This is a genomic window from Streptomyces sp. CA-250714 (assembly GCF_050936705.1).
Taxonomy (GTDB): Bacteria; Actinomycetota; Actinomycetes; order Streptomycetales; family Streptomycetaceae; genus Streptomyces.
Genome location: NZ_JBNJMI010000002.1, coordinates 3,467,091 through 3,487,527, shown reverse-complemented (window position 1 = coordinate 3,487,527; position 20,437 = coordinate 3,467,091). Strand labels below are relative to the sequence as shown.

The 20,437-nt window shown below is 70.9% G+C and carries 19 protein-coding genes and 1 riboswitch; of the genes, 12 read left to right on the top strand and 7 right to left on the bottom strand.

Annotated features, from left to right (window positions below):
* Positions 1-93 precede the first annotated feature (93 nt).
* Positions 94-1,071, top strand: a complete 978-nt coding sequence (locus tag ACQEU8_RS34445) for a hypothetical protein (RefSeq protein ID WP_433108177.1) — start codon at positions 94-96, stop codon at positions 1,069-1,071.
* 57 nt (positions 1,072-1,128) lie between these two features.
* Here the strand turns inward: ACQEU8_RS34445 and ACQEU8_RS34440 are convergent, their stop codons facing one another.
* From ACQEU8_RS34440 to ACQEU8_RS34430, 3 genes are all read right to left on the bottom strand, one after another.
* A complete protein-coding gene (locus ACQEU8_RS34440) occupies positions 1,129-2,076 on the bottom strand; it encodes a 1-phosphofructokinase family hexose kinase (RefSeq protein WP_433108175.1) in 948 nt (315 codons plus the stop codon).
* Between the two features lie 237 nt (positions 2,077-2,313).
* Positions 2,314-3,489 (bottom strand): N-acetylglucosamine-6-phosphate deacetylase, encoded by a 1,176-nt coding sequence (gene nagA / locus ACQEU8_RS34435; protein ID WP_433108173.1) that lies wholly within the window; start codon positions 3,487-3,489, stop codon positions 2,314-2,316.
* Positions 3,486-4,406 carry an ROK family protein gene (locus ACQEU8_RS34430; protein WP_433108927.1) on the bottom strand — a complete coding sequence of 307 codons (921 nt, stop codon included), beginning with the start codon at positions 4,404-4,406 and terminating at the stop codon, positions 3,486-3,488. Before ACQEU8_RS34430 ends, nagA begins: the two co-directional genes overlap by 4 nt.
* Before the next feature lie 316 nt (positions 4,407-4,722).
* On the opposite strand from ACQEU8_RS34430, the gene ACQEU8_RS34425 reads away from it, so the two are divergent.
* The 3 genes from ACQEU8_RS34425 to otsB all read left to right on the top strand — a co-directional run bounded on the left by ACQEU8_RS34425 (position 4,723) and on the right by otsB (position 7,233).
* A complete protein-coding gene (locus tag ACQEU8_RS34425) occupies positions 4,723-6,009 on the top strand; it encodes an extracellular solute-binding protein (protein ID WP_433108171.1) in 1,287 nt (428 codons plus the stop codon).
* Positions 6,010-6,085: 76 nt separating this feature from the next.
* Positions 6,086-6,352: a DUF3263 domain-containing protein gene (locus ACQEU8_RS34420; RefSeq protein ID WP_433108169.1), complete on the top strand. Its 267-nt coding sequence runs from the start codon at positions 6,086-6,088 to the stop codon at positions 6,350-6,352.
* 29 nt (positions 6,353-6,381) lie between these two features.
* Positions 6,382-7,233: a trehalose-phosphatase gene (otsB, locus tag ACQEU8_RS34415; RefSeq protein WP_433108167.1), complete on the top strand. Its 852-nt coding sequence runs from the start codon at positions 6,382-6,384 to the stop codon at positions 7,231-7,233.
* A gap of 10 nt (positions 7,234-7,243) precedes the next feature.
* On the opposite strand, the gene ACQEU8_RS34410 is transcribed toward otsB, so the two are convergent.
* Together ACQEU8_RS34410 and ACQEU8_RS34405 are read right to left on the bottom strand one after the other, a co-directional pair.
* Positions 7,244-8,752 (bottom strand): alpha,alpha-trehalose-phosphate synthase (UDP-forming), encoded by a 1,509-nt coding sequence (locus ACQEU8_RS34410; protein ID WP_433108165.1) that lies wholly within the window; start codon positions 8,750-8,752, stop codon positions 7,244-7,246.
* Positions 8,753-8,827: 75 nt separating this feature from the next.
* Positions 8,828-9,832: a glucosyl-3-phosphoglycerate synthase gene (locus tag ACQEU8_RS34405; protein WP_433108163.1), complete on the bottom strand. Its 1,005-nt coding sequence runs from the start codon at positions 9,830-9,832 to the stop codon at positions 8,828-8,830.
* 248 nt (positions 9,833-10,080) lie between these two features.
* A riboswitch (SAM riboswitch) is annotated at positions 10,081-10,231 on the top strand.
* Positions 10,232-10,248: 17 nt separating this feature from the next.
* On the opposite strand from ACQEU8_RS34405, the gene thrC reads away from it, so the two are divergent.
* From thrC to groL, 4 genes are all read left to right on the top strand, one after another.
* A complete protein-coding gene (gene thrC, locus ACQEU8_RS34400; protein WP_433108161.1) occupies positions 10,249-11,571 on the top strand; it encodes a threonine synthase in 1,323 nt (440 codons plus the stop codon).
* A 152-nt stretch (positions 11,572-11,723) separates the two neighbouring features.
* Positions 11,724-11,999 (top strand): MoaD/ThiS family protein, encoded by a 276-nt coding sequence (locus tag ACQEU8_RS34395; protein ID WP_433108159.1) that lies wholly within the window; start codon positions 11,724-11,726, stop codon positions 11,997-11,999.
* Between the two features lie 453 nt (positions 12,000-12,452).
* Positions 12,453-12,656 (top strand): cold-shock protein, encoded by a 204-nt coding sequence (locus ACQEU8_RS34390; protein ID WP_016472377.1) that lies wholly within the window; start codon positions 12,453-12,455, stop codon positions 12,654-12,656.
* A gap of 470 nt (positions 12,657-13,126) precedes the next feature.
* On the top strand, positions 13,127-14,755 hold the full coding sequence (groL, locus tag ACQEU8_RS34385; RefSeq protein ID WP_433108156.1) for a chaperonin GroEL: 1,629 nt from the start codon (positions 13,127-13,129) through the stop codon (positions 14,753-14,755).
* A 105-nt stretch (positions 14,756-14,860) separates the two neighbouring features.
* Here groL and ACQEU8_RS34380 read toward each other — a convergent pair whose 3' ends face one another.
* The gene (locus ACQEU8_RS34380) at positions 14,861-15,214 is read right to left on the bottom strand and encodes a DUF427 domain-containing protein (protein WP_433108154.1); all 354 of its coding nucleotides are present in this window, start codon (positions 15,212-15,214) and stop codon (positions 14,861-14,863) included.
* 135 nt (positions 15,215-15,349) lie between these two features.
* Positions 15,350-16,279, bottom strand: a complete 930-nt coding sequence (locus ACQEU8_RS34375) for a GntR family transcriptional regulator (RefSeq protein ID WP_433108152.1) — start codon at positions 16,277-16,279, stop codon at positions 15,350-15,352.
* Between the two features lie 219 nt (positions 16,280-16,498).
* Here ACQEU8_RS34375 and ACQEU8_RS34370 point away from each other — a divergent pair, with 219 nt between their 5' ends.
* The 4 genes from ACQEU8_RS34370 to ACQEU8_RS34355 all read left to right on the top strand — a co-directional run bounded on the left by ACQEU8_RS34370 (position 16,499) and on the right by ACQEU8_RS34355 (position 20,434).
* On the top strand, positions 16,499-17,629 hold the full coding sequence (locus ACQEU8_RS34370) for an FAD-dependent monooxygenase (protein ID WP_433108150.1): 1,131 nt from the start codon (positions 16,499-16,501) through the stop codon (positions 17,627-17,629).
* Between the two features lie 243 nt (positions 17,630-17,872).
* Complete coding sequence (locus ACQEU8_RS34365) at positions 17,873-18,448, top strand: transglycosylase SLT domain-containing protein (RefSeq protein ID WP_433108148.1); 576 nt, start codon at positions 17,873-17,875, stop codon at positions 18,446-18,448.
* Positions 18,449-18,661: 213 nt separating this feature from the next.
* Entirely contained in the window at positions 18,662-19,348 is a 687-nt protein-coding gene (locus tag ACQEU8_RS34360; protein ID WP_433108146.1) for a sensor domain-containing protein, read from the top strand.
* A gap of 285 nt (positions 19,349-19,633) precedes the next feature.
* Positions 19,634-20,434: a VOC family protein gene (locus ACQEU8_RS34355; RefSeq protein WP_433108144.1), complete on the top strand. Its 801-nt coding sequence runs from the start codon at positions 19,634-19,636 to the stop codon at positions 20,432-20,434.
* Positions 20,435-20,437 lie beyond the last annotated feature (3 nt).

The following is a 20,437-nucleotide window of genomic DNA, read 5'->3' as shown; positions in this document are numbered from 1 at the left end:
TACAGCCCGGGCCTTCGGCCATCAACCGTGCCAAGGGGTTCACCCAGGAGAGGTAGGCTCGCCCGGATACCTGACGCAGTAGGGAGTGAGGGGATGACCGCCGAGAACAACGGCACGGGGGCTGCGCCGGAAGGGGGCGACGAGGACCCGTTCGCGTATCTGTACCGGCAGGAGGGCGGCGACCAGCAGTCCGCCGCACCCGGCCAGCAACCCGGCGTTCCCCGTCGCTCCTTCAACCAGGTCCGCGCCGTCGGCGAGCGGCAGTACGGCTACGGCTACCCGCAGCAACAGCAGCGCTCGGGCTACGGCTACCCGCAGCAGCGCTCCGGCTACGGCTACCCCCAACAGCCCCCGCCCCCGGAGAGCCGGCCCAGCCCGCACTACGCCGCACCCGAGACGGTGCCCGGCGGGCGGGCGGCGGCGCGGCAGCAGGGCGCCGCGGGCGGCAACGGCCGGGGCAGCCGGACCGGCCTGCTGGTGGGCGCGATAGCCGTGGTGGCCGCGGTCGTCATCGGCATCGGTGCCGCCATCGTCTTCAACGACGACAGCACCGACGACCCGCAGGCCAGGGAGACCGGCAGCTCGCAGCAGGACGAGCAGGGCCAGGGCGACGACCAGGGCGACAAGGACAAGAACGACAAGAAGCCCGTGTCGAAGTCGCTGCCCAAGGAGGACGCGGTCAGCCTCAACCTCGACGGCGCCATCGCCGGAAAGACGGTGCCGGGCGCGGAGGGCCGGGGCGGCGCGTATGTCGAGATGAACCATCCGGGTGCCGCGGCGACCTGGGAGATGCAGGACCTGCCCGCCGGCGGAAAGTACACCCTGCACGTCCGCTACACCGTGCCCGGCAAGGACGCGGAAGCCGACCTCACCGTCAACGGCAAGCCCGAGAGCCGGCCGCTGCGGATGAAGAACTTCTCCGGCGTCAAGGAAGGCGACTGGGAGCACGGCTGGCAGAACTCCTGGTCGAACATCCTGCTCCAGAAGGGCCAGAACTCGATCAGGATCGCCTGCGACTCCGGGTGTGAGGCCAACCTGGACAAGGTCTGGCTCACCAAGGGCTGGAAGTAGGGGTAGCCCTCCCGGGCGGTGGTCCGCCGGGTGCGACCACCGCGTTCCGCCGCTCCCTCACGGGGTCTCCGCCTTGCGGACCCGTACCGACGGGAGCATCCGCGCATAGGTCGGCTCGTCGAACTCGCCGGCCACCGGGGAGCGCACGGTCGCGGCCGACAGCGCGACGGCGCGGGCCAGCCGGTCCGGCCAGGGCAGCTCCTCGGCGAGCCCGGACAGCAACCCGGCGACCGCGGAGTCGCCCGCGCCGGTCGGGTTGCCGGTCAGCCGCTCGGGGACGGCGGCGCTCCAGGCACCGTCCTGGGTGACCAGCAGCATCCCGTCGGCCCCCAGCGAAGCCGCCACCGCATGGGCGCCGCGCCGCTGGGCGGCGCGGGCCGCGCGCAGCGGTTCGGCGGTGCCGGTGATCCCGGCGAGCTCCTCCGCGTTGGGTTTGACGATGTCGGGCCGGGCGGCCAGGCCACGGCGCAGCGGCTCCCCGTCGGTGTCCAGCAGTACGGGGATCCCCGCCGTACGCGCCTCGCGGACCAGCGTCGCGTACGCACCGACCGGGACGCCCGGCGGCAGGCTGCCGCACAGCGCTACGGCCTCGGCGCCGCGGCCGAGCAGCTCGCGGTAGGCGGTGAGGAAGCCGTCCCACTCCTCGGGGGTGATGTGCGGCCCTGGCTCGTTGAGCTGGGTGGTGTCGCCGGTGGTCTCGTCGACGATCCCGACGGTGCGCCGGGTGCGCCCGGCGACCTGGAACAGCGCGTCGGTGACGGAGCCCGGACCGGCGTCCGCGGCGTCGGCCGCCAGCAGGGTCCGCAGGACGCGGCCCGTCTCGCCACCGACGAAACCGGTGACGGTGGTACGGAAGCCGAGCGCGCCGAGCACCCGGGCGACGTTCAGCCCCTTGCCGCCGGGGCGCTCGGTCACCTCCCGTACCCGGTGCGAGGCGTGCGGGACGAGGTGGGGCACCCGGTAGGTGAGGTCGAGCGCGGCGTTGAGCGTGACAGTCAGGATCATCTGCTCGCACCACCCTCACCCGTCTCACGACGGTTCATGACATACAACCCACGACATACAGGCCACGACATACGACACTTCGGCGGCGAACGACCGCGCGAGCGGTTCCGGGAACCGCGTACGATCCCCGACCGCGCGAGCGATCATGCCTCCCCCAGCCTACGGCCGGGAGGTGCCCCCAGAACCCCCGCCGAGCGACCCCTCGGTGCCCCCGCCGAGCGACTCCTCGGTGCCGGCTCAACGGGTGTGCGGGGGCACCACCCAACTGCCCTGGCGCATGACTCCGGCCAGCGTGAACTCCTCGTCCAGCACCACCAGGTCCGCCAGCTTCCCGGTCTCGATCGAGCCCACCCGGTCGGCCATGCCCAGCAGCCGCGCCGGGGTGGTGGACAGCGCTGTGACGGCGTCGGTGACCGGCAGCCCGTCGACGGTGACCGCTCGCTTGAACGCCTGATCGAGCGTCAGTGTGGAGCCGGCGATGGAGCCGCCCTCCACCAGCCGGGCCACGCCGTCCCGTACGTCGACCTCCAGGTTGCCCAGCGGGTAGCGGCCGTCGCCCATGCCCGCGGCGCCCATCGCGTCGGTGATGAAGGCGACCCGGTCGGCGCCCGCCGCGTCGAACGCCAGCCGCAGGACGGCAGGGTGCAGATGGATGCCGTCGTCGATCAGTTCGACGGTGACCCGCTCGTCCTCCAGCAGCGCGGCGATCGGTCCCGGCTGCCGGTGGCCGAGCGGTGGCATCGCGTTGAACAGGTGCGTGGCGACCGTGGCTCCGGCGTCGACGGCTTCCCTGGTGCCCTCGTAGCTGCCGTCGGTGTGGCCGACGGCGGCGATCACACCGTTCTCGGCCAGCAGCCGAACGGAGTCCAGCCCACCGGTCCTTTCGGGTGCGAGCGTCATCATCACCGCTCGGCCGCGCGCCGCGTCCAGCAGCTTGCGTACGTCGCCGGGGTCGGGGTCGCGCAGCAGCGACTCCTCGTGCGCGCCGCGCCGCTCGCAGGAGATGAACGGGCCCTCGAAGTGGATGCCCGCCAGGTCGCCCTGTTCGACCAGTTCGCTCAGCGAGCCCGCCTGCCGGGAGAGGTCGTCCAGGTCGCCGGTGACCGTGGAGGCGGCCATGGTGGTGGTGCCGTGCCTGCGGTGGGTGTCGATGGCGGTCAGCGACTCCTCGTGGCTGCCGGCCGAGAACGAGGCGCCCCCGCCGCCGTGCACATGGATGTCCACGAAGCCGGGCACGATCCAGTGCCCCGTCAGATCGAGCGTCTCGGCGCCCGGTTCGGGCGCCTCGGTCGCCGGGCCGGTTGCGGGGCCGACGGCGGCGAGGGTGCGGCCCTCGACCGTCAGCCTGCCGTCCTCCCGCACCCCTTCGGGCAGCACCACCCGAGCACCGGTCAGCACCGTTCGCTTGCTCATCGGCTCGCAACCTCCGCGGAGAGTAGATCCCAGGCGAGGAGCCCCGCGCCCAGGCAGCCCGCGGCGTCCCCGAGGGCCGCGGGCACGATGGCCGGGAGTGGCTGAAAGGTGACCTTCTCGCGCACCGCCTCCCGGAGCGGAACGAAGAGGGTGTCGCCCGCCTCGGCGAGACCGCCGCCGATGATCAGTGTGCGGGGGTCGAGCAGGGTGAGTCCCGTGACCAGGCCGGAGGCCAGCGCGTCGATGGCGTCGGCCCATACGCGCAGGGCACGCGGGTCGCCCGCCTCGACGGCCTTCGCCGCGTCGGCCGCCGTCGCCTGCGGGTCCCCGCTCGCCTCGGCCCACGCCGCGCCGACCGCGGACGCCGAGGCGAGCCGTTCCAGACAGCCGCGCTGTCCGCAGCCGCAGGGCGGCCCGTCGGCGCGTACGACGATGTGCCCGATCTCGCCCGCGCTGCCGTGCGCGCCCGGTTCGACCCGGTCGCCGATGCCGATGGCGCCCGCGATGCCGGTGCCCAGCGGCACGAAGAGGTAGCGGTCCACGCCTTCGCCTGCGCCGATGCGTCCCTCGGCGAGCCCGCCGGTGCGCACATCGTGCCCGAGTGCGACCGGCAGCGGCGGCAGTTGCGGGTCGCGCCCCCGGCCGAGGCGTTCGCTCAGCAGGGCCCGCATGGGGATGTCGCGCCAGCCGAGGTTGGCGGAGAAGACGGCGATGCCGCGCTCCTCGTCGATGGTGCCGGGGACGGCGACGCCCGCGGCGGCCGGCTCGGTGCCGTACCGCTCCAGGCCCGCGGCGCGCAGTTCGGCGGCGAAGTCGAGGATTCCGGCCACCACGGCCTCGGGTCCGCGCTCGCGCCCGGTGGCCCGGCGCGCCTCGTGCAGCAGTTCGTTGCCGGTGCCGATGAGGGCGGCCTTCATTCCGGTGCCGCCGACGTCGAGGGCGATGACGTACTGCTCGGCGGATGGGCCGGGGGCCTTGTCACGGGTGCTCACGGGGACAGTTTCCCGTGCGGGTACCCAAAAGGTCTAGTCCACTCCAGGAGGTTCCGGCTCCGGATCACCGAATGGAAGCCAAGCTGATTTCGTACCGGTATCCGGTTTCGGTAGACGCTCGGGCCCTCCTGGGGGGAGACTCCGGCCCATCGGGCCGGGGGCCGATGGTGCCAGGGGGGAGAGAGTGGGCATCGGGGCCTGTGGCACCTTCTGAGGTCTCAGGGTTGAGGGGTAGTAGAGAATGGATCGGCGTCGTTTCCTGGGGATGGCCGCGACCGGAGTGGCCGGAGCGGCCGGGATGACCGCACTGTCCGGCTGTGGCGGTGGCCCGGGATCGGGCGAGGTGAAGCTGAAGTTCGTCGCTGCCGACTACGGCAACCCCGGGGCGGAGAACAGCTCGAAGATCTACTGGCGGAAACTGGCGGACGCGTTCACCAAGAAGAACCCCGACATAACCGTCGATGTCACCGTCCACAGCTGGAACGACATCGGCAAGAAGCTCACCGAGATGGTCGAGGCGGGCGACCCGCCGGACATCGCGCAGGTCGACTCGTACGCCAACTGGGCAGCCGAGGGGAAGCTCTACAAGGTCAGCGAGCTCCTTCCGATACCGGCGCAGGCCGAGTTCCTGGTCTCGCTCGCCGAGGCCGGAGAGGTACGGCGCGTCCAGTACGGTCTGCCGTTCGTCGCCAGCACCCGGGTGCTCTTCTACAACAAGGACCTCTTCAAGAAGGCCGGGCTCGACCCCGACGAGCCCCCGGAGAGCTGGCAGGACATCAAGTCCGCGGCACGCGCCCTCAAATCGGCCGGCGTCAAGATCCCCTACGGTCTGCCGCTCGGCCCCGAGGAGGCGCAGGGCGAGTCCCTGATGTGGATGCTCGGCAACGGCGGCACCTACGTCGACAGCGTCGGCAACTACACCATCAACTCCCCCGAGAACATCGAGACGTTCCAGTGGCTGCGGGACAACCTCGTCGCGCCCGGCTACACCGAGCCCAACCCGCAGCGCGTCGACCGGCAGAAGCTGTTCCAGGCGTTCACCGAGGGCGAGGTGGGCATCCTCAACGGCCACCCCACCCTGATGCAGCAGGCCGACAAGAAGAATCTCTCCTACGGCACCGGCAAGCTGCCCGGCAGCAACGGACCCGCCGACGGCACCCTCGGTGTCGCCGACTGGATGATGGCGTTCAACAAGAACGGAAACCGCGAGGCCTGCGGAAAGTTCCTGGCCTACGTCTTCGAGCTGAAGAACCACTACGAGTTCGTCTCCCAGTACGGGCTGCTGCCCGTCACCACCAGCGCCTCCGAGCGGATGCGCAAGGACAAGAAGCAGAAGAAGCTCTGGCCCTTCCTCGACCAGCTCGCCGGCGCCGAGTTCTACCCGGTGGGCAAGGTCTCCTGGGCGGGCACCACGGCGGTCATCAAGAAGACCATCGGCCAGGCGGCCATGAAGGGCGGCGACCCGAAGGGCATCCTCACCGCGCTCCAGCAGAAGGCGGAGGCCGAGGATGAGGCGGCGCCGTCCTGACGCGCCGCTCGCCTGCGCGCCGCTCGCCACCTGCCGCCCGCCGCTCGCCGTCACCCCTCCCGCGTACGGTGGAGGGGTGAGCGATACGGAACGCGACGGCGAGGCAGCTGCAGCGGCGGGGCTCTCGGCCGAGGACCGTGCCGTGCTCGCCTTCGCCGCCCGCGGCTGGTCCTCCCCCGGCGAGAAGGAGCGCGCCGTCCGGGAACGGCTCGGCATGTCGCCCGTGCGCTACTACCAGTACCTCAACGCGCTGCTCGACGATCCCCGGGCGCTCGCGTTCGATCCCGTGACGGTCAACCGGCTGCGGCGCGTCCGGCAGGCCAACCGGGACCGCACCCACTAGCGGCAACCTTCGCTGGTTATGGTGCGGCCATGCCGCTTCCCCCCTCGCTTCCCGAACCGGAGACGGAGGCAGGGCGCGCCGGGCTCGCCGCCCTGCTCGCCGACCCCGCGCGCGCCGTGCTCGCGCTCGACTTCGACGGGACGCTCGCGCCCATCGTCACCGACCCGCAGGACGCGCGGGCCCACCCCGAAGCCGTACTCGCGCTGGGGCGGCTCGCCCCGCGGCTGGCCGGCGTCGCCGTCATCACCGGCCGTCCCGCCGCGGACGCCGTACGGTACGGCGGCTTCGAAGGTGCCGCAGGGCTCGCGGGACTGACGGTGCTCGGCGCCTACGGTGCCGAACGGTGGGACGCCGCCGACCCGGTGGTGCGGGCGCCCGAGCCCCCCGCCGGGGTCGCGGCCGTACGGGCCGAACTGCCCGCCGTGCTCGCGGAGTCGGGGGCGCGGGAGGGCACCTGGACGGAGGACAAGGGCCGGGCGCTCGCCGTACACACCCGGCGCGCGGCCTCGCCCGACGCGGCCCTCGAACAGCTGCGCGCCCCGCTGTACGCCCTCGCCGAGCGGCACGGACTGATGGTGGAGCCCGGCCGTATGGTGCTCGAACTCCGTCCGCCGGGCGCCGACAAGGGTGCGGCGCTCGCCGGCTTCGTCCGCGAACGGGCTGCCACCGCTGTCGCATACGCCGGCGACGACCTGGGCGACCTCCCCGCGTACGCCACCGTCGCGGCCCTCCGCCACGAAGGCGTACCCGGCCTGCTCCTCTACAGCGCCCCCGAGACCCCCACCGAGTCGGTCGAGCGACTCCACGCCTGCGCGGACGTCCGCGTCGCGGGGCCGCCGGGCCTGGCGGCTTGGCTGCGTGCCGTGGCGGACGCGCTGTAGCTGCCGACCGTCAGCCGAGGGCGTCCAGTTGGTCCCTCAGCCAGCGGGTGGGCGGATGCGCGGTGGCGGTCTCCGCCAGCCGGCGGGTCCGCTCCGCGCGGGTGGCGGGGTCCAGCTCCAGGGCGGTCCGAAGGGCGGTGGCCGTCTCCCGCACATCGAAGGGGTGCACGGAAATGGCGTCGGGCGCCAGTTCCTCGTACGCTCCGGCCTCCCGGGAGAGCACGAGGGCGCAGCCGGCCTCCGAGACGACGGGCACCTCCTTCGCGACCAGATTCATCCCGTCGCGGATGGGATTCACCAGCGCGACGTCCGCCATCCGGTACGCGGCGAGCGACCGCGCGAAGTCGTCCTTCACATGCAGCACGACCGGCGTCCAGTCACCGGTGCCGAAGTCCTTGTTGATCTCGTCGGCGACCCGGCCGACCTCGGCCGTGTAGTCGCGGTAGACGGCGAGATCCTGCCGCGAGGGGTAGGCGAACGCCAGGTGGACGACGCGGTCATGCCACTCGGGATGGTCGACGAGCAGCCGCCGGAACGCGTACAGGCCGCGCACGATGTTCTTGGACAGCTCGGTCCTGTCCACCCGGACGATGGTCCGGCGGGGGCGCCCGTCCGGGCCCGTACCCACCTGCTGGCGCAGCTGCGTCAGCCGCTCGGCGACGTCGGCGCGGTGCGCCCGCTCCCGCAGGAAGCCGCCGTCAGCGCCGAGCGGGTGCACCCCGATCCGCGTCGTACGGCCCTCGTACGTCACCGAGAGACCACCGTCCTCATTCCCGGAATCCCCGGCCTGGACGCCCACGGTGACCGTCGCGCCGAGCACCCGTTCGCAGCACTCGGCGAACAGCCGGGCCCAGCGAGCGGTCAGGAACGCGGTGCGGTCGGCGCCCAGCATGCCGCGCAGCACCTGCGTGGCGACGTCGTCCGGCAGCAGCCGGAAGTAGTCGGCCGGCGCCCAGGGGGTGTGCGAGAAGTGGCCGATCCGCAGATCGGGGCGGCGGTCGCGGAGCATGCCGGGAACGAGCGTGAGGTGGTAGTCCTGCACCAGCACCGTGGCGCCCTGCCCGGCCTCCTGCGCCAGCGCCTCGGCGAAGGCGGCGTTGTACGCCTCGTACTGTGCCCACTCCCGGCTGAAGTCCTGGTCGAAGGCGGGCTCCAGCGGCGTCTGGTACAGCATGTGGTGGGTGAACCACAGCACGGAGTTGGCGACGCCGTGGTAGGCCGCCTCGAAGGTGTCGGCCGGGATGTCGAGCATCCGTACGGTCTGCCCGCCGGTGTCCCCACTGTCCAGGTGACCCCCAGCGCGCCGGGCCGCCGCCCGGTCGCCCTCGCCGAGCGCCGCGCACACCCACACCGCGCCGGCCTCGGGGCCGATGGCCGACAGCCCGGAGACCAGCCCGCCGCCGCCGCGCCTGGCGGTGAGCGTGCCGTCGTCGCCCAGCGTGTAGGACACCGGCCCGCGGTTTGACGCGACGAGCACCTGTGCCGACGACGCCTGTGATGTTGCTGCTCCAGCGACCATGCGGCGAGCCTAGCCCCCACCGAAACCGCTCAAACGTACGCGTCGTCGGTGAAGACGGACAGCCGGGTCAGCCCCTCACGCCGCCACCCGCTGCCCGTACTCGGGCACCGTGCACATCGGAGGACGCTCCTCCGCGTCCACCTGATGGCCGCGGGGGACGAAACAGCCCGCCTCGTCCCGCTCGAACTGGGTCAGCGCCGTCCCGCCGGACCGGCCCTCGAACACGCTCCGCGCACCGTGCACCACCGTCGGGCCGCCCCGGCCGATCCGGCGCTCGGCCGCCGCGTAGATGGCGGTGGCCATCCGGCCGAGGGCCTGCCCGTCCTGGTTGCGGTGCAGCCGTACGCCCACGTCGACCTGGGCCAGCGCATCCAGCCCCACCAGCTCCAGCGCGTCGATCAGCAGCGCCAGTTCCACCCCGTAGCCGACCGGGAAGGGCAGCCGCTCCAGCAGCGAGCGGCGTGCCGCGTACTCGCCGCCCAGCGGCTGGACCAGTCCGGCCAGCCGGGGCCAGTGCAGATTGAGCAGCGGCCGCGCCACCAGCTCGGTCACCCGGCCGCCGCCCGCCGGGCTGTCCCGCAGCGGGCGGTCGTACATCGCCTTGACCAGCTGCACGTCCGGCTCCGTCAGCAGCGGCCCGACGATGCCGGTGACGAAGTCGGGCGAGAACTCCCGCAGGTCGGCGTCGACGAAGCAGACGATGTCACCCCTGGTCGCCAGCAGGGAGCGCCACAGCACCTCGCCCTTGCCAGGACGGGTCGGCAGCCTGGGCAGCACCTCGTCCCGGTGGATCACCTTGGCCCCGGCGGCCGCCGCGACCTCGGCGGTGCGGTCGGTGGAGCCCGAGTTCATCACGATCAGCTCGTCCACCAGCGGAGTCCCGCTGCCGAGCCGGGGCGCGGCCAGCTCGCGGCGGATCACCGAGACGATCTCGCCGACGGTGGCCTCCTCGTTGAGCGCGGGCAGCACCACGCTGACGGTGGCGCCGGTGCGGCGCTTGGTCGCCAGCAGCGCCTCCAGTGGCCGGTCGGCGACCCGCCAGGAGCGGCGCCGCAGCCATTGGCCCACTTCATCGAGCACGTGCGCGCCTTCCTGTAGTCGGGTCCCGGTGGCCGGGCTGAGGTACAACGGTGCTGCGGTGTCCCGGCCCCGGGCCGGGTCCCAGGCCCGGTGGAGGTGAGCGACGGGTGATCCATCTCGCGGTTCGGACGTCCCTCTCAAGCGTGACCGCCGTCGGTTACAGTCTTGAACAACGCAGGTGACCTCCGCATCTCGGGGTCGCCGCGACAAACGCCCGAGTGGCCCCTGGCCGCCCGGCGCCATAGTGCAGCTCATCCAGAGGGGCAGAGGGAACGGCCCGTTGAAGCCCCGGCAACCATCCCGCGATCCGCGCGTACGCGGACCCTCCAGGCGAGACCGCCTCGTGGGGACGGTGCCAATTCCGGCCCGTGACGAGATACGCCACGGGGAAGATGAGGAGAAAGGGCCTCGCCTCCATGGCTGTGCAGACAGTTGCAGCGAACAGCACCACCTCTTCCGCCGACGCCGCCGGTACCTCCGGCTCCCCCCACGACTTGGGCGCCGCTGTGGCCCTCTCCTGTCGCGAGTGCGGCACCCGCACCGAGCTGGGGCCCAGTTTCGTCTGTCTGGAGTGTTTCGGCCCGCTGGAAGTCGCCTACGAGCTGCCCACCGGTGACCCGGAGGGCCTGCGGAAGCGCATCGAGGCCGGACCCGCCTCGATGTGGCGTTACGCGCCGCTGCTGCCGGTGCCGGCCGACGTCGCCGAGAAGCCGAATCTGAACCCGGGCTTCACCCAGCTGGTGAAGGCCGACCGGCTGGCCGCCGAGCTGGGGGTGACCGGCGGTCTGTACGTCAAGGACGACTCCGGCAACCCCACCCACTCCTTCAAGGACCGCCCGGTCGCCATCGCCCTGGAGGCAGCCCGCGCCTTCGGGTTCACCACCCTCTCCTGCTCCTCGACCGGCAATCTGGCCGGTGCGGTGGGCGCCGCGGCCTCCCGGGCCGGGCTCCGCTCGTGCGTGTTCATCCCGGACGGTCTGGAGCAGTCCAAGGTGGTGATGGCCGCGATCTACGGCGGCGACCTCGTCGCGATCGACGGCACCTACGACGACGTGAACCGCTTCTGCTCCGAGCTCATCGGCGACCCGCTGGGCGAGGGCTGGGGCTTCACCAACGTCAACCTGCGGCCGTTCTACGCCGAGGGCTCGAAGTCGCTGGCGTACGAGATCTGCGAGCAGCTCGGCTGGCGGCTGCCCGACCAGCTCGTCATCCCCGTCGCCTCCGGCTGCCAGCTGGTGAAGATCGACAAGGGGCTGCGGGAGCTGATCCAGCTCGGGCTGGTCGAGGACAAGCCGTTCCGGATCTACGCCGCGCAGGCCGAGGGGTGTTCGCCGGTCTCCCGCGCGTACAAGGAGGGCACCAATGCCGTCCGCCCGGTCAAGCAGCCCGACACGATCGCCAAGTCCCTCGCCATCGGCGACCCGGCGGACGGGCCGTACGTCATCGACATCTGCCGGCGCACCGGTGGAGCCGTCGAGGATGTGAACGACGCCGAGATCGTGGACGCGATGAAGCTGCTCGCGCGGACCGAGGGGGTGTTCGCGGAGACGGCCGGCGGCGTCACGCTGGGCGTGACTCGCAAGCTGATCGAGTCCGGCGCCATCGACCCGAGCCTGACGACTGTTGTCCTGAACACGGGTGACGGCCTCAAGACCCTCGACGCCGTGGCCCCCACGGCGCGGCCCACCGCCGTGATCCGCCCCAACCTGCCCGCCTTCCGCGAGGCCGGCCTGGCCTGACCCGAGGCGCCCCGGGCCTCCTGGGGTGCCGGAGGCGCCGCAGGTTGCCGGAGCGGCCTCGGACGGCTGAAATCCGCCCCCCGGTGTTTAACGGGTGGGAATGCCGGAGCGGGGCCCTGGGGTGCTTTCCCTCTTACGTTAGGAAGATCGACATGAGCGTCAACGTCCGGATCCCGACCATCCTCCGTACCTACACGGGCGGTCAGGCCGAGGTCACCGCCGAGGGCGGCACCCTCGCCGAGGTGCTGGCGGACCTGGAGAAGAACCACACCGGCATCAGCGCCCGCGTCCTGGACGACGCGGGCAAGCTCCGCCGCTTCGTCAACGTCTACGTCAACGACGACGACGTCCGTTTCGAGCAGGGCCTGGAGACGCCGACCCCGGACGGCGCGGGCATCTCCATCATCCCGGCGGTGGCCGGCGGCTGACCCGCCCACCAGCGCTTCGTCTGCGTGATCGCCCCTTCCGAAGAAAACGGAGGGGGCGATTCCATGTGACGAGAGGTGGCTTGAGAGGCGGTAGAGTGACGGCAGTTCCCTCTCCCGGCGGTTTCCGGACGTATATGGGAACGCGCCAGGGGCGGATCAACACCGCGATAACAACGGGACAAGTTGCGGTCGAAAACCGGACGGCAATTGTCGCGGAAGGCCCCGTATGTCTGGCCCGACTTGCCCTGCTCCGACGGCAGTTGAGGCTTATTTCCGATCAGCCGTGCCCAGAATTCTCGTCCGATTGACCTGTTGCACAGGGCGTCCGTACAGATACATTCAGCGGCGGTCGACGCGTTCCGGCGCACGCCCCCGCTTGCTCGTGGGGGTGAGGTCTGACCCGGGTTCGCGAAGTGCGGACCCGTGCAAGGGCCAGTAATAGGGGAGTTAGGAATGGCTCAGGGCACCGTCAAGTGGTTCAACGCGGAGAAGGGGTACGGCTTCATCGCGGTCGACGGTGGTGCGGACGTGTTCGTCCACTACAGCGCGATCCAGATGGACGGTTACCGCACCCTGGACGAAGGGCAGCGGGTCGAGTTCGAGATCTCGCAGGGTCAGAAGGGGCCGCAGGCGGACATGGTCCGCGTGACCGGCTGAGTGTCGCCGGACTGCGCAGAGTTTGTAGACACAGCAGAGAAGGGGCCGCACCCGAGGGTGCGGCCCCTTCTTGATGCCCCGAGGGGTGCGGGGAACTGCGTGCGTGAGCGACCACGACCCACCCGCAGCCCGCGACCATCCGACAGGGGCAGCCCCTCCCCGGAGAGCCCTCGGCATAGCTTGCGCCCACCCTCCCCCAGCCTCCGGCCGGGAGGTGCCCCCACCGACCACCACCCCTCAACCAGACGCCTTCGGCATAGCTTGCACTCTCTATGCCCGAGTGCTAATCATTGGGTTAGCACTCTGCGAGTGAGAGTGACAAAGAAGGACCGGGTCGGTGAGGCCGTGGGCCGGGTGGGGAAGGAACCGCCGGGTCGCAGGCCGTCCGTCGCGGGCGCCACGCGGTCCGGAGAAATCCAACCCTCCCCTTGCGCTCGGCGCATGGGGGAATCCAGGGAGGACCAACCCACATGGCCAAGATCATCGCCTTTGACGAGGAGGCGCGGCGCGGTCTTGAGCGTGGCATGAACCAGCTTGCCGACGCCGTCAAGGTCACGCTCGGCCCGAAGGGCCGCAACGTCGTTCTGGAGAAGAAGTGGGGCGCCCCCACGATCACCAACGACGGTGTCTCCATCGCCAAGGAGATCGAGCTCGAGGACTCCTACGAGAAGATCGGCGCCGAGCTGGTCAAGGAGGTCGCCAAGAAGACGGACGACGTCGCCGGTGACGGCACGACGACCGCCACCGTGCTGGCCCAGGCTCTCGTACGCGAGGGTCTGCGCAACGTTGCCGCGGGTGCCAACCCGATGGCGCTCAAGCGCGGTATCGAGCAGGCCACCGAGGCCGTCTCCGCCGCTCTGCTGGAGCAGGCGAAGGACGTGGAGACCAAGGAGCAGATCGCTTCGACCGCCTCCATCTCCGCTGCCGACACCCAGATCGGCGAGCTGATCGCCGAGGCCATGGACAAGGTCGGCAAGGAAGGCGTCATCACCGTCGAGGAGTCGCAGACCTTCGGGCTCGAGCTCGAGCTCACCGAGGGCATGCGCTTCGACAAGGGCTACATCTCCGCCTACTTCGCCACCGACATGGAGCGTATGGAGGCGGAGCTCGAGGACCCGTACATCCTCATCGTCAACTCCAAGATCAGCAACGTGAAGGACCTCCTTCCGCTGCTGGAGAAGGTCATGCAGTCGGGCAAGCCGCTGCTGATCATCGCGGAGGACGTCGAGGGCGAGGCGCTGTCCACGCTGGTCGTCAACAAGATCCGTGGCACCTTCAAGTCCGTCGCCGTCAAGGCTCCGGGCTTCGGTGACCGCCGTAAGGCCATGCTCGGCGACATCGCCATCCTCACCGGCGGCCAGGTCATCTCCGAGGAGGTCGGCCTCAAGCTGGAGAACGCCACCCTCGACCTGCTGGGCCGGGCGCGCAAGGTCCAGATCACCAAGGACGAGACCACCATCGTCGACGGTGCGGGCGACAGCGAGCAGGTCGCGGGCCGGGTCAACCAGATCCGCGCCGAGATCGAGAACAGCGACTCGGACTACGACCGCGAGAAGCTCCAGGAGCGGCTGGCGAAGCTGGCCGGCGGCGTGGCCGTCATCAAGGCCGGTGCCGCCACCGAGGTCGAGCTCAAGGAGCGCAAGCACCGCATCGAGGACGCCGTCCGCAACGCGAAGGCGGCCGTCGAGGAGGGCATCGTCGCCGGCGGTGGCGTGGCCCTGCTGCAGGCCTCCTCGGTCTTCGAGAAGCTGGAGCTGGAGGGCGACGAGGCCACCGGTGCCGCCGCCGTCAAGCTGGCCCTGGAGGCCCCGCTCAAGCAGATCGCGGTCAACGCCGGTCTCGAGGGCGGCGTCATCGTGGAGAAGGTGCGCAACCTGACACCGGGCCACGGCCTGAACGCGGCCACCGGCGAGTACGTCGACATGATCGCCGAGGGCATCCTCGACCCGGCCAAGGTGACGCGCTCCGCGCTGCAGAACGCCGCCTCCATCGCGGCGCTCTTCCTCACCACCGAGGCCGTCATCGCCGACAAGCCGGAGAAGGCCGCCGCGGGCGCCGACGCGGCTGCCGGCGGTGGCATGGGCGGCATGGACTTCTGATGAGTCCGAGCCGTTCGCACGGCTCCGCCGCCTGCTGAGGCAGCACGAGGGCGGGTACCCCTGCGGGGTGCCCGCCCTTCGCCGTTCCCGTGGACGGTGGGTGCTTCAGCCGACCTCGACGTCCGCGAAGCAGAAGTGCCCCTTGATCTCGGACACTTGATCGAAGGGCTCGGGATAGGACCAGGCGATGTCCTGGGCCGTCCCGTCGGCCAGCGACCAGTAGCTCGCGGTGCCCTTGAAGGGGCAGCGGGTACGGGTGTCGGAGAGCGTGAGCAGGTCGGTGCGTACGTCTTCGGGTGGCAGGTAGTACCGCACCGGATAGCCGGTCTCGCTCAGCAGTACGGGCCGGCGGCTGTCCGCCAGCACGCGGCCGTCACGCGTGACCACTCGCACGCGCTCGGTGCCTTCCTCGATGGTGATCGTGTGGCTTTGGCCTTTGCCGTGGCCGTGTGCGGTCATGGCGGGGTCCTTCCGTCGGGGGTCCCAGGACAGCTTCGGTCATCGGGCCGTCCGGCCGGTAGCTCAGTTTCTGGGAGGCAGCCCGGTTTCTGGGACACCGCCGCGAGCGTGCGTTGTCCGTCAGCGCGGCGGAGGTCATGCTGCGCGCGCCACGCTGTCGAGTACGGAGGCGAGGCCCATCTCGAACAGTTCGTCCAGGCGGAGGTCATAGCCGTCCTCGCCGAGTGCCTCGACCAGACGGGTGAAGGTCGGGTAGGCACCGGAGGCGGTGAGCGCCGCGAGAGTCTCCTGCTGCTGTGCCATCCAGGCGTCCTCCGTGAGACCGGTGCTGCTCTCGGCCGCGGACTCACGCTCCCACTGGATGGCCAGGCCCTGGATATGGCTGTAGAGCAGCACGTTGAGGTTGAGCGCGGTTGTCGGCGGGACGCCGCGGTCGTCCAGTGCGCGGAGCATCCACTCCGAGTACGTCAGCAGATTGGGCAGCAGCAGTGGACGGGTGAGCGGACCGATCTGGGCCAGCCAGGGGTGTGCTCGGTGCAGTTGCCACAGGGAGCGGGCGCCAAGTTCCAGCCGGGCCCGCCAGTCTGCGGGGGCGTCAGGTGCGTCAGCCGGTGGGAGTCGCAGTTCGCCCAGGACGGTGTCCGCCATCAGCAGCACCAGTTCGTCCTTGCTGTGCACATAGCGGTAGGCCGCCATCGTCGCCGCGCCCAGCCGCGCCGCGACGCTCCGCATGGACAGCGCGGCCAGCCCCTCGGCGTCGGCGATCCCGATGGCGACGCGGACGACGCGCTCCCGGGTCAACTCCCGGTCGGCGGGCGGGCCCGCGGCAGATGTCGTACGGCGGCGTCGGTGCGCGACCACGGTGCCCACGCGCGGCCGGGCCTCGACCAATCCGTCCTGGCGCAGGGTGGTCAGCGCCCTGGTCGCGGTCGCCAGCGCGACGTTCCACTCACGGGCGAGCTGCCGCGTGGAGGGCACCCGGTCACCGGGGGCGAGCTCGCCGTCGGCGATACGCCGCCGCAGCTCGGCCGCGATGCGCGCGTACGGCGGTGTGAAGTGCGCCACAGCAGTTCCCTCCTGGTGTCTGTACTAGCACAGAGGCTAGCAGCGCGAAGGGGCGCGGTGGTTACTTCTGTACTAGATCAGGTGCGAGAAAAGGCCAGTTGGCGGCGGTCTGTGTACGCCGTACATTCAGTCGTACGTGCACAGGGCACGGCTCGGCGCCGCGTACGACGTACGAGGTGTGAGTACGAGGCGCGAACGCGCCGGAACAAGGGAGACCCCATGCAGACCGTCCTCATCTCCGGCGCGAGCGTTGCCGGGCTCGCTCTCGCCCACTGGCTCCGCCGACGGGGCTGCGTGCCGACCGTCGTGGAGCGGGCCCCTGCCGTACGGCCCGGCGGGCAGGCCATCGACGTACGCGGCGTCGCCCTCGACGTCCTCGACCGGATGGACCTCCTCGACGAAGCACGCCAGGCCAGGACCCGGATGCGCGGCATGTCGATGCACGACGGCGAAGGCAACGAACTGTGGCGCTCCACCGAGATGACGTACAGCAGCGGCCGCCTGGACAGCGACGACATCGAACTGCTGCGGGAGGATCTGACGGAGCTGCTGCACCGCCGGGTCCGGGCGGGGCGGGAGGCCGAGTTCCTGTTCGGTGACTCGATCTCGGCGCTCGACCAGGGGGACGACGGCGTCCATGTCACCCTCGCGAGCGGCGCCCGTCGCACGTTCGACTACGTGGTGGGAGCCGACGGGCTGCACTCCGCAGTGCGCCGGCTGGCTTTCGGCCCCGATTCCGACCACCTCCGCCACCTCGGCTCCCACCTGGGCGTCTTCAGCACGGACAACTTCCTGGGCCTCGACAACTGGCAACTGTGGGTGCAGAGCGAGAGCGCGAGCTACTGCCTCTATCCGGTACGCGACAACACCCAGCTCCGGGCCACGCTGGGTTTTATGTCGCAGTCGCTCGACTACGACCACCGCGACATCGAGCAGCAGAAGAAGCTTCTCGCCGAGAACATGGCGTCCCTCGGCGGTGACACCCCCAAGCTGCTGGTGGCCATGCGGAGCGCGCCCGACTTCTACTTCGCCGCCATGGCGCAGGTCCATATGGACAGCTGGACGCGGGGCCGGGTCGCGCTGGTCGGCGACGCGGGCTACTGCCCTTCGCCGCTGTCCGGTCAGGGCACCAGCCTGGCCCTGGTGGGTGCGTACGTCCTCGCCGAGGAGCTGGGCACCTCCGCCGACCCCGCCACAGCGCTGCCCCGCTACGAGGAGCGCATGCGGCCCTACGTCACCCTCAACCAGGCCCTCGCCACCGAGAACCCGGGCCAGGGTGCCTCCGAGGAGTCCCTCACCCGGGCGAAGAACGCCATCACCCTGGGTGAGATGGAGGGGAGTGGATTGTGAGGGCGCCCATAGGGTCCAGATCACATACGAGGCGGCTTCGTATGTCCAAATTGCCCTGACCCTGAGCGGGGCGGGGAGTGATCGGGCCCGTCGGGGGTTTGCGACGATTCTGGATCGTACGTCACATATTTGCGGGGCCGGGGAGCCGGTTTCCAGGGTGGGTGCCAGGTCGCGACGAGACCGGGGCACAGCCCCCGGGGGCGCGTGGCCGGAACGTCCCCCCACGAAAGGCTCTCCGCTCGCATGCGTAACGCCCTGCGTACCCTCAAGCCCACCCGCCGCCTGACCACCACCGCCCTGACCGTCCTCGGCACCGCCGGTATCGCCGCCACCACGCTGGCCGGCACCGCCCACGCCGAGGCCCCGGCCAAGCCGACGGCCAAGCCCGCCGCCATCGAGAGCGCCGCCTCCACCGCGCAGCACGTCAGCGCGCAGGCCGCGCACGCTCAGAAGGCTCAGGCCGCCAAGGCCGAGGACGAGGCCGGTGGCCAGAAGTACGCGGACAATCTGGACGGCTGGATCCGTGAGGCCCGCGCGATCATGGCCAAGCACGACATCCCCGGCTCGTATGAGGGCATCAAGCGGAACATCATCCGTGAGTCGGCCGGTGACCCCAACGCGGTCAACGACTGGGACATCAACGCCAAGAAGGGCACGCCCTCCAAGGGCCTGCTCCAGGTGATCCAGCCGACCTTCGACGCCTACCACGTCGAGGGCACCCCGGATGAGCTGACCGACCCGGTGGCCAACATCGTCGCGGCCTGCAACTACGCCGCCGACCGCTACGGCTCCATGGACAACGTCGACTCCGCCTACTAAAGGCACCGCGACACCACACACCCCCGCGCATGCGAACAGGAGCGGGTGGGAGGCACACACCTCCCACCCGCTCCTTCGCTGTTCCCGGGCCCCGCTGCTCCGCCGTACCGCTTCATCCCTCCCAGGGGCCGGGCCCGGGGTAGTGCTAGGTACACCTCGGATGCGGGTTCCAGCGGTATGGGATCGGGCTCGTGGCCCGGCGACAGTGGACACATGACAACGACGACAACGCACGTGCAGCCGGCCCCGCACTCCCTTACGGTTTCCGGCCCGATGGCCTCCGACAGCCGTCGCCGGGGGCGCTTCGGCCGGGAGGTGGGCTACCTGCTTTCCGGACTGCCGGTGGGCATCGCCGCGTTCACCTTGATGGTGACGGGGTTCGCGCTGGGCGTCTCGACGCTCGTCCTGGTCATCGGCCTGCCGGTGCTGGCAGGAACGCTGTCCGTGGCCCGGTATCTGGCTCGCCTGGAGGCCGACCACATCGCGGCCGTCACGGGCCGCCCGCTCCCGTCCCGCCCGCAGCGGGAGGCAGCAGCTGAAGCGCTGAGCGACAGCGGCGGTGGGCGGTGGAAGGCGGTGCGGGATCCGCAGGCGTGGCGGGAGCTGGCGCACGCGGTGCTGGCCTTCCCCGTGCGGGTGGTGACCTTCTCCCTCACGCTGGTGTGGCTGGTCGGCGGGCTCGGCGAACTGACCTACGGGCTGTGGTCGTGGTCGCTACCCCGCGACGGGCACGACGGTCTGATGGACCTGGCCTTCGGGGTGACAGGGCGTGGCCCCGACATCGCCTTCAACACCGCGATCGGGGTGTTCCTGCTGGCCACGGCGGTGCCGGTGGTGCGCGGGCTCACGGTGACGCAGGCGAGCCTGGGACGGGTGCTGCTGCGTCGCGGCGAGCTGTGACCGGGCTCCCGGCGGCCGTGCGGGGGCGGGCCTGACGGCAGGGGGCGGGCTTCCGAGCGGCGAGCCGGCCGAACTGCTGCCATCCTGAGGCGGCGGGCAGCTGCGAAACAACGCCACGTCTCGCAGCGCCGGACGCACACTCTGCTAGCAGGTAGCAGGTAGCAGGTAGCAGGTAGCAGGTAGCAGGTAGCAGGTAGCAGGTAGCAGGCAACGCAACCCAGCAGGTGCGCGCAAAGCACCAACACCCAGCACGCAGCACACAGCCCCGTCTGCCGGAGGATCCGCATGCTGACGACCAACTTCGTTCCCGGCACCCCGAACTGGCTCGATCTCGGCGCGCCCGATGTCGACGCCGCAGTCGCCTTCTACACCAGCGTCTTCGACTGGCAGTACCAGTCGGCGGGCCCGGAAGCCGGGGGGTACGGGTTCTTCCAGCGCGGCGGCAGGACCGTCGCCGCGATCGGACCACTGATGGACGAGGGGGCGAGCCCCGCGTGGACGACGTACTTCCACACGGGGGACGCGGACACCACGCGCGCCCAGGTGGAGGGCGCGGGCGGCACCGTACGGGTCGAGCCGATGGATGTGTTCACGGCGGGCCGCCTGGCGCAGTTCACCGATCCGACCGGCGCCGACTTCGCCGTGTGGCAGCCGAGGGACACGGGCGGCCTGGACGTGGTGATGGAGCCGGAGACGCTGTGCTGGACGGAGCTGTACACGACCGACGCGGCGAGGGCGAAGGACTTCTACAGAGCGGTGTTCGCGTGGACCTACGAGGACATGTCGATGGGCGACGACCTGGTCTACACGGTCGCCTCGGCGCCCGGTGGCGGTACGGAGGAGGACACCGGGCACGGCGGCATCATGCAGTTGCCGCAGGAGAATCTGAGCGCCGGGTCGACCTCGGAGTGGCACCCGTACTTCGCCACGGAGGACTGTGACGCCACGTGCACCCGGGCCACGGGTGCCGGGGCGAAGGTGCTGATCCCGCCGACGGACGCGCCCGGTGTGGGCCGGCTCGCCATGCTCCGGGACCCGGCGGGTGCGCCGTTCGCCTTGATCAAGGGAGACCCGAACATGGGGTGAACC

Coding starts and splice junctions, on each gene's coding strand:
- ACQEU8_RS34445 (WP_433108177.1), top strand. CDS start 94: ATGACCGCCGAGAACAACGGCACGGGGGCTGCGCCGGAAGGGGGCGAC.
- ACQEU8_RS34440 (WP_433108175.1), bottom strand. CDS start 2,076: ATGATCCTGACTGTCACGCTCAACGCCGCGCTCGACCTCACCTACCGG.
- nagA (WP_433108173.1), bottom strand. CDS start 3,489: ATGAGCAAGCGAACGGTGCTGACCGGTGCTCGGGTGGTGCTGCCCGAA.
- ACQEU8_RS34430 (WP_433108927.1), bottom strand. CDS start 4,406: ATGAAGGCCGCCCTCATCGGCACCGGCAACGAACTGCTGCACGAGGCG.
- ACQEU8_RS34425 (WP_433108171.1), top strand. CDS start 4,723: ATGGATCGGCGTCGTTTCCTGGGGATGGCCGCGACCGGAGTGGCCGGA.
- otsB (WP_433108167.1), top strand. CDS start 6,382: ATGCCGCTTCCCCCCTCGCTTCCCGAACCGGAGACGGAGGCAGGGCGC.
- ACQEU8_RS34410 (WP_433108165.1), bottom strand. CDS start 8,752: ATGGTCGCTGGAGCAGCAACATCACAGGCGTCGTCGGCACAGGTGCTC.
- thrC (WP_433108161.1), top strand. CDS start 10,249: ATGGCTGTGCAGACAGTTGCAGCGAACAGCACCACCTCTTCCGCCGAC.
- ACQEU8_RS34395 (WP_433108159.1), top strand. CDS start 11,724: ATGAGCGTCAACGTCCGGATCCCGACCATCCTCCGTACCTACACGGGC.
- ACQEU8_RS34390 (WP_016472377.1), top strand. CDS start 12,453: ATGGCTCAGGGCACCGTCAAGTGGTTCAACGCGGAGAAGGGGTACGGC.
- groL (WP_433108156.1), top strand. CDS start 13,127: ATGGCCAAGATCATCGCCTTTGACGAGGAGGCGCGGCGCGGTCTTGAG.
- ACQEU8_RS34380 (WP_433108154.1), bottom strand. CDS start 15,214: ATGACCGCACACGGCCACGGCAAAGGCCAAAGCCACACGATCACCATC.
- ACQEU8_RS34370 (WP_433108150.1), top strand. CDS start 16,499: ATGCAGACCGTCCTCATCTCCGGCGCGAGCGTTGCCGGGCTCGCTCTC.
- ACQEU8_RS34365 (WP_433108148.1), top strand. CDS start 17,873: ATGCGTAACGCCCTGCGTACCCTCAAGCCCACCCGCCGCCTGACCACC.
- ACQEU8_RS34360 (WP_433108146.1), top strand. CDS start 18,662: ATGACAACGACGACAACGCACGTGCAGCCGGCCCCGCACTCCCTTACG.
- ACQEU8_RS34355 (WP_433108144.1), top strand. CDS start 19,634: ATGCTGACGACCAACTTCGTTCCCGGCACCCCGAACTGGCTCGATCTC.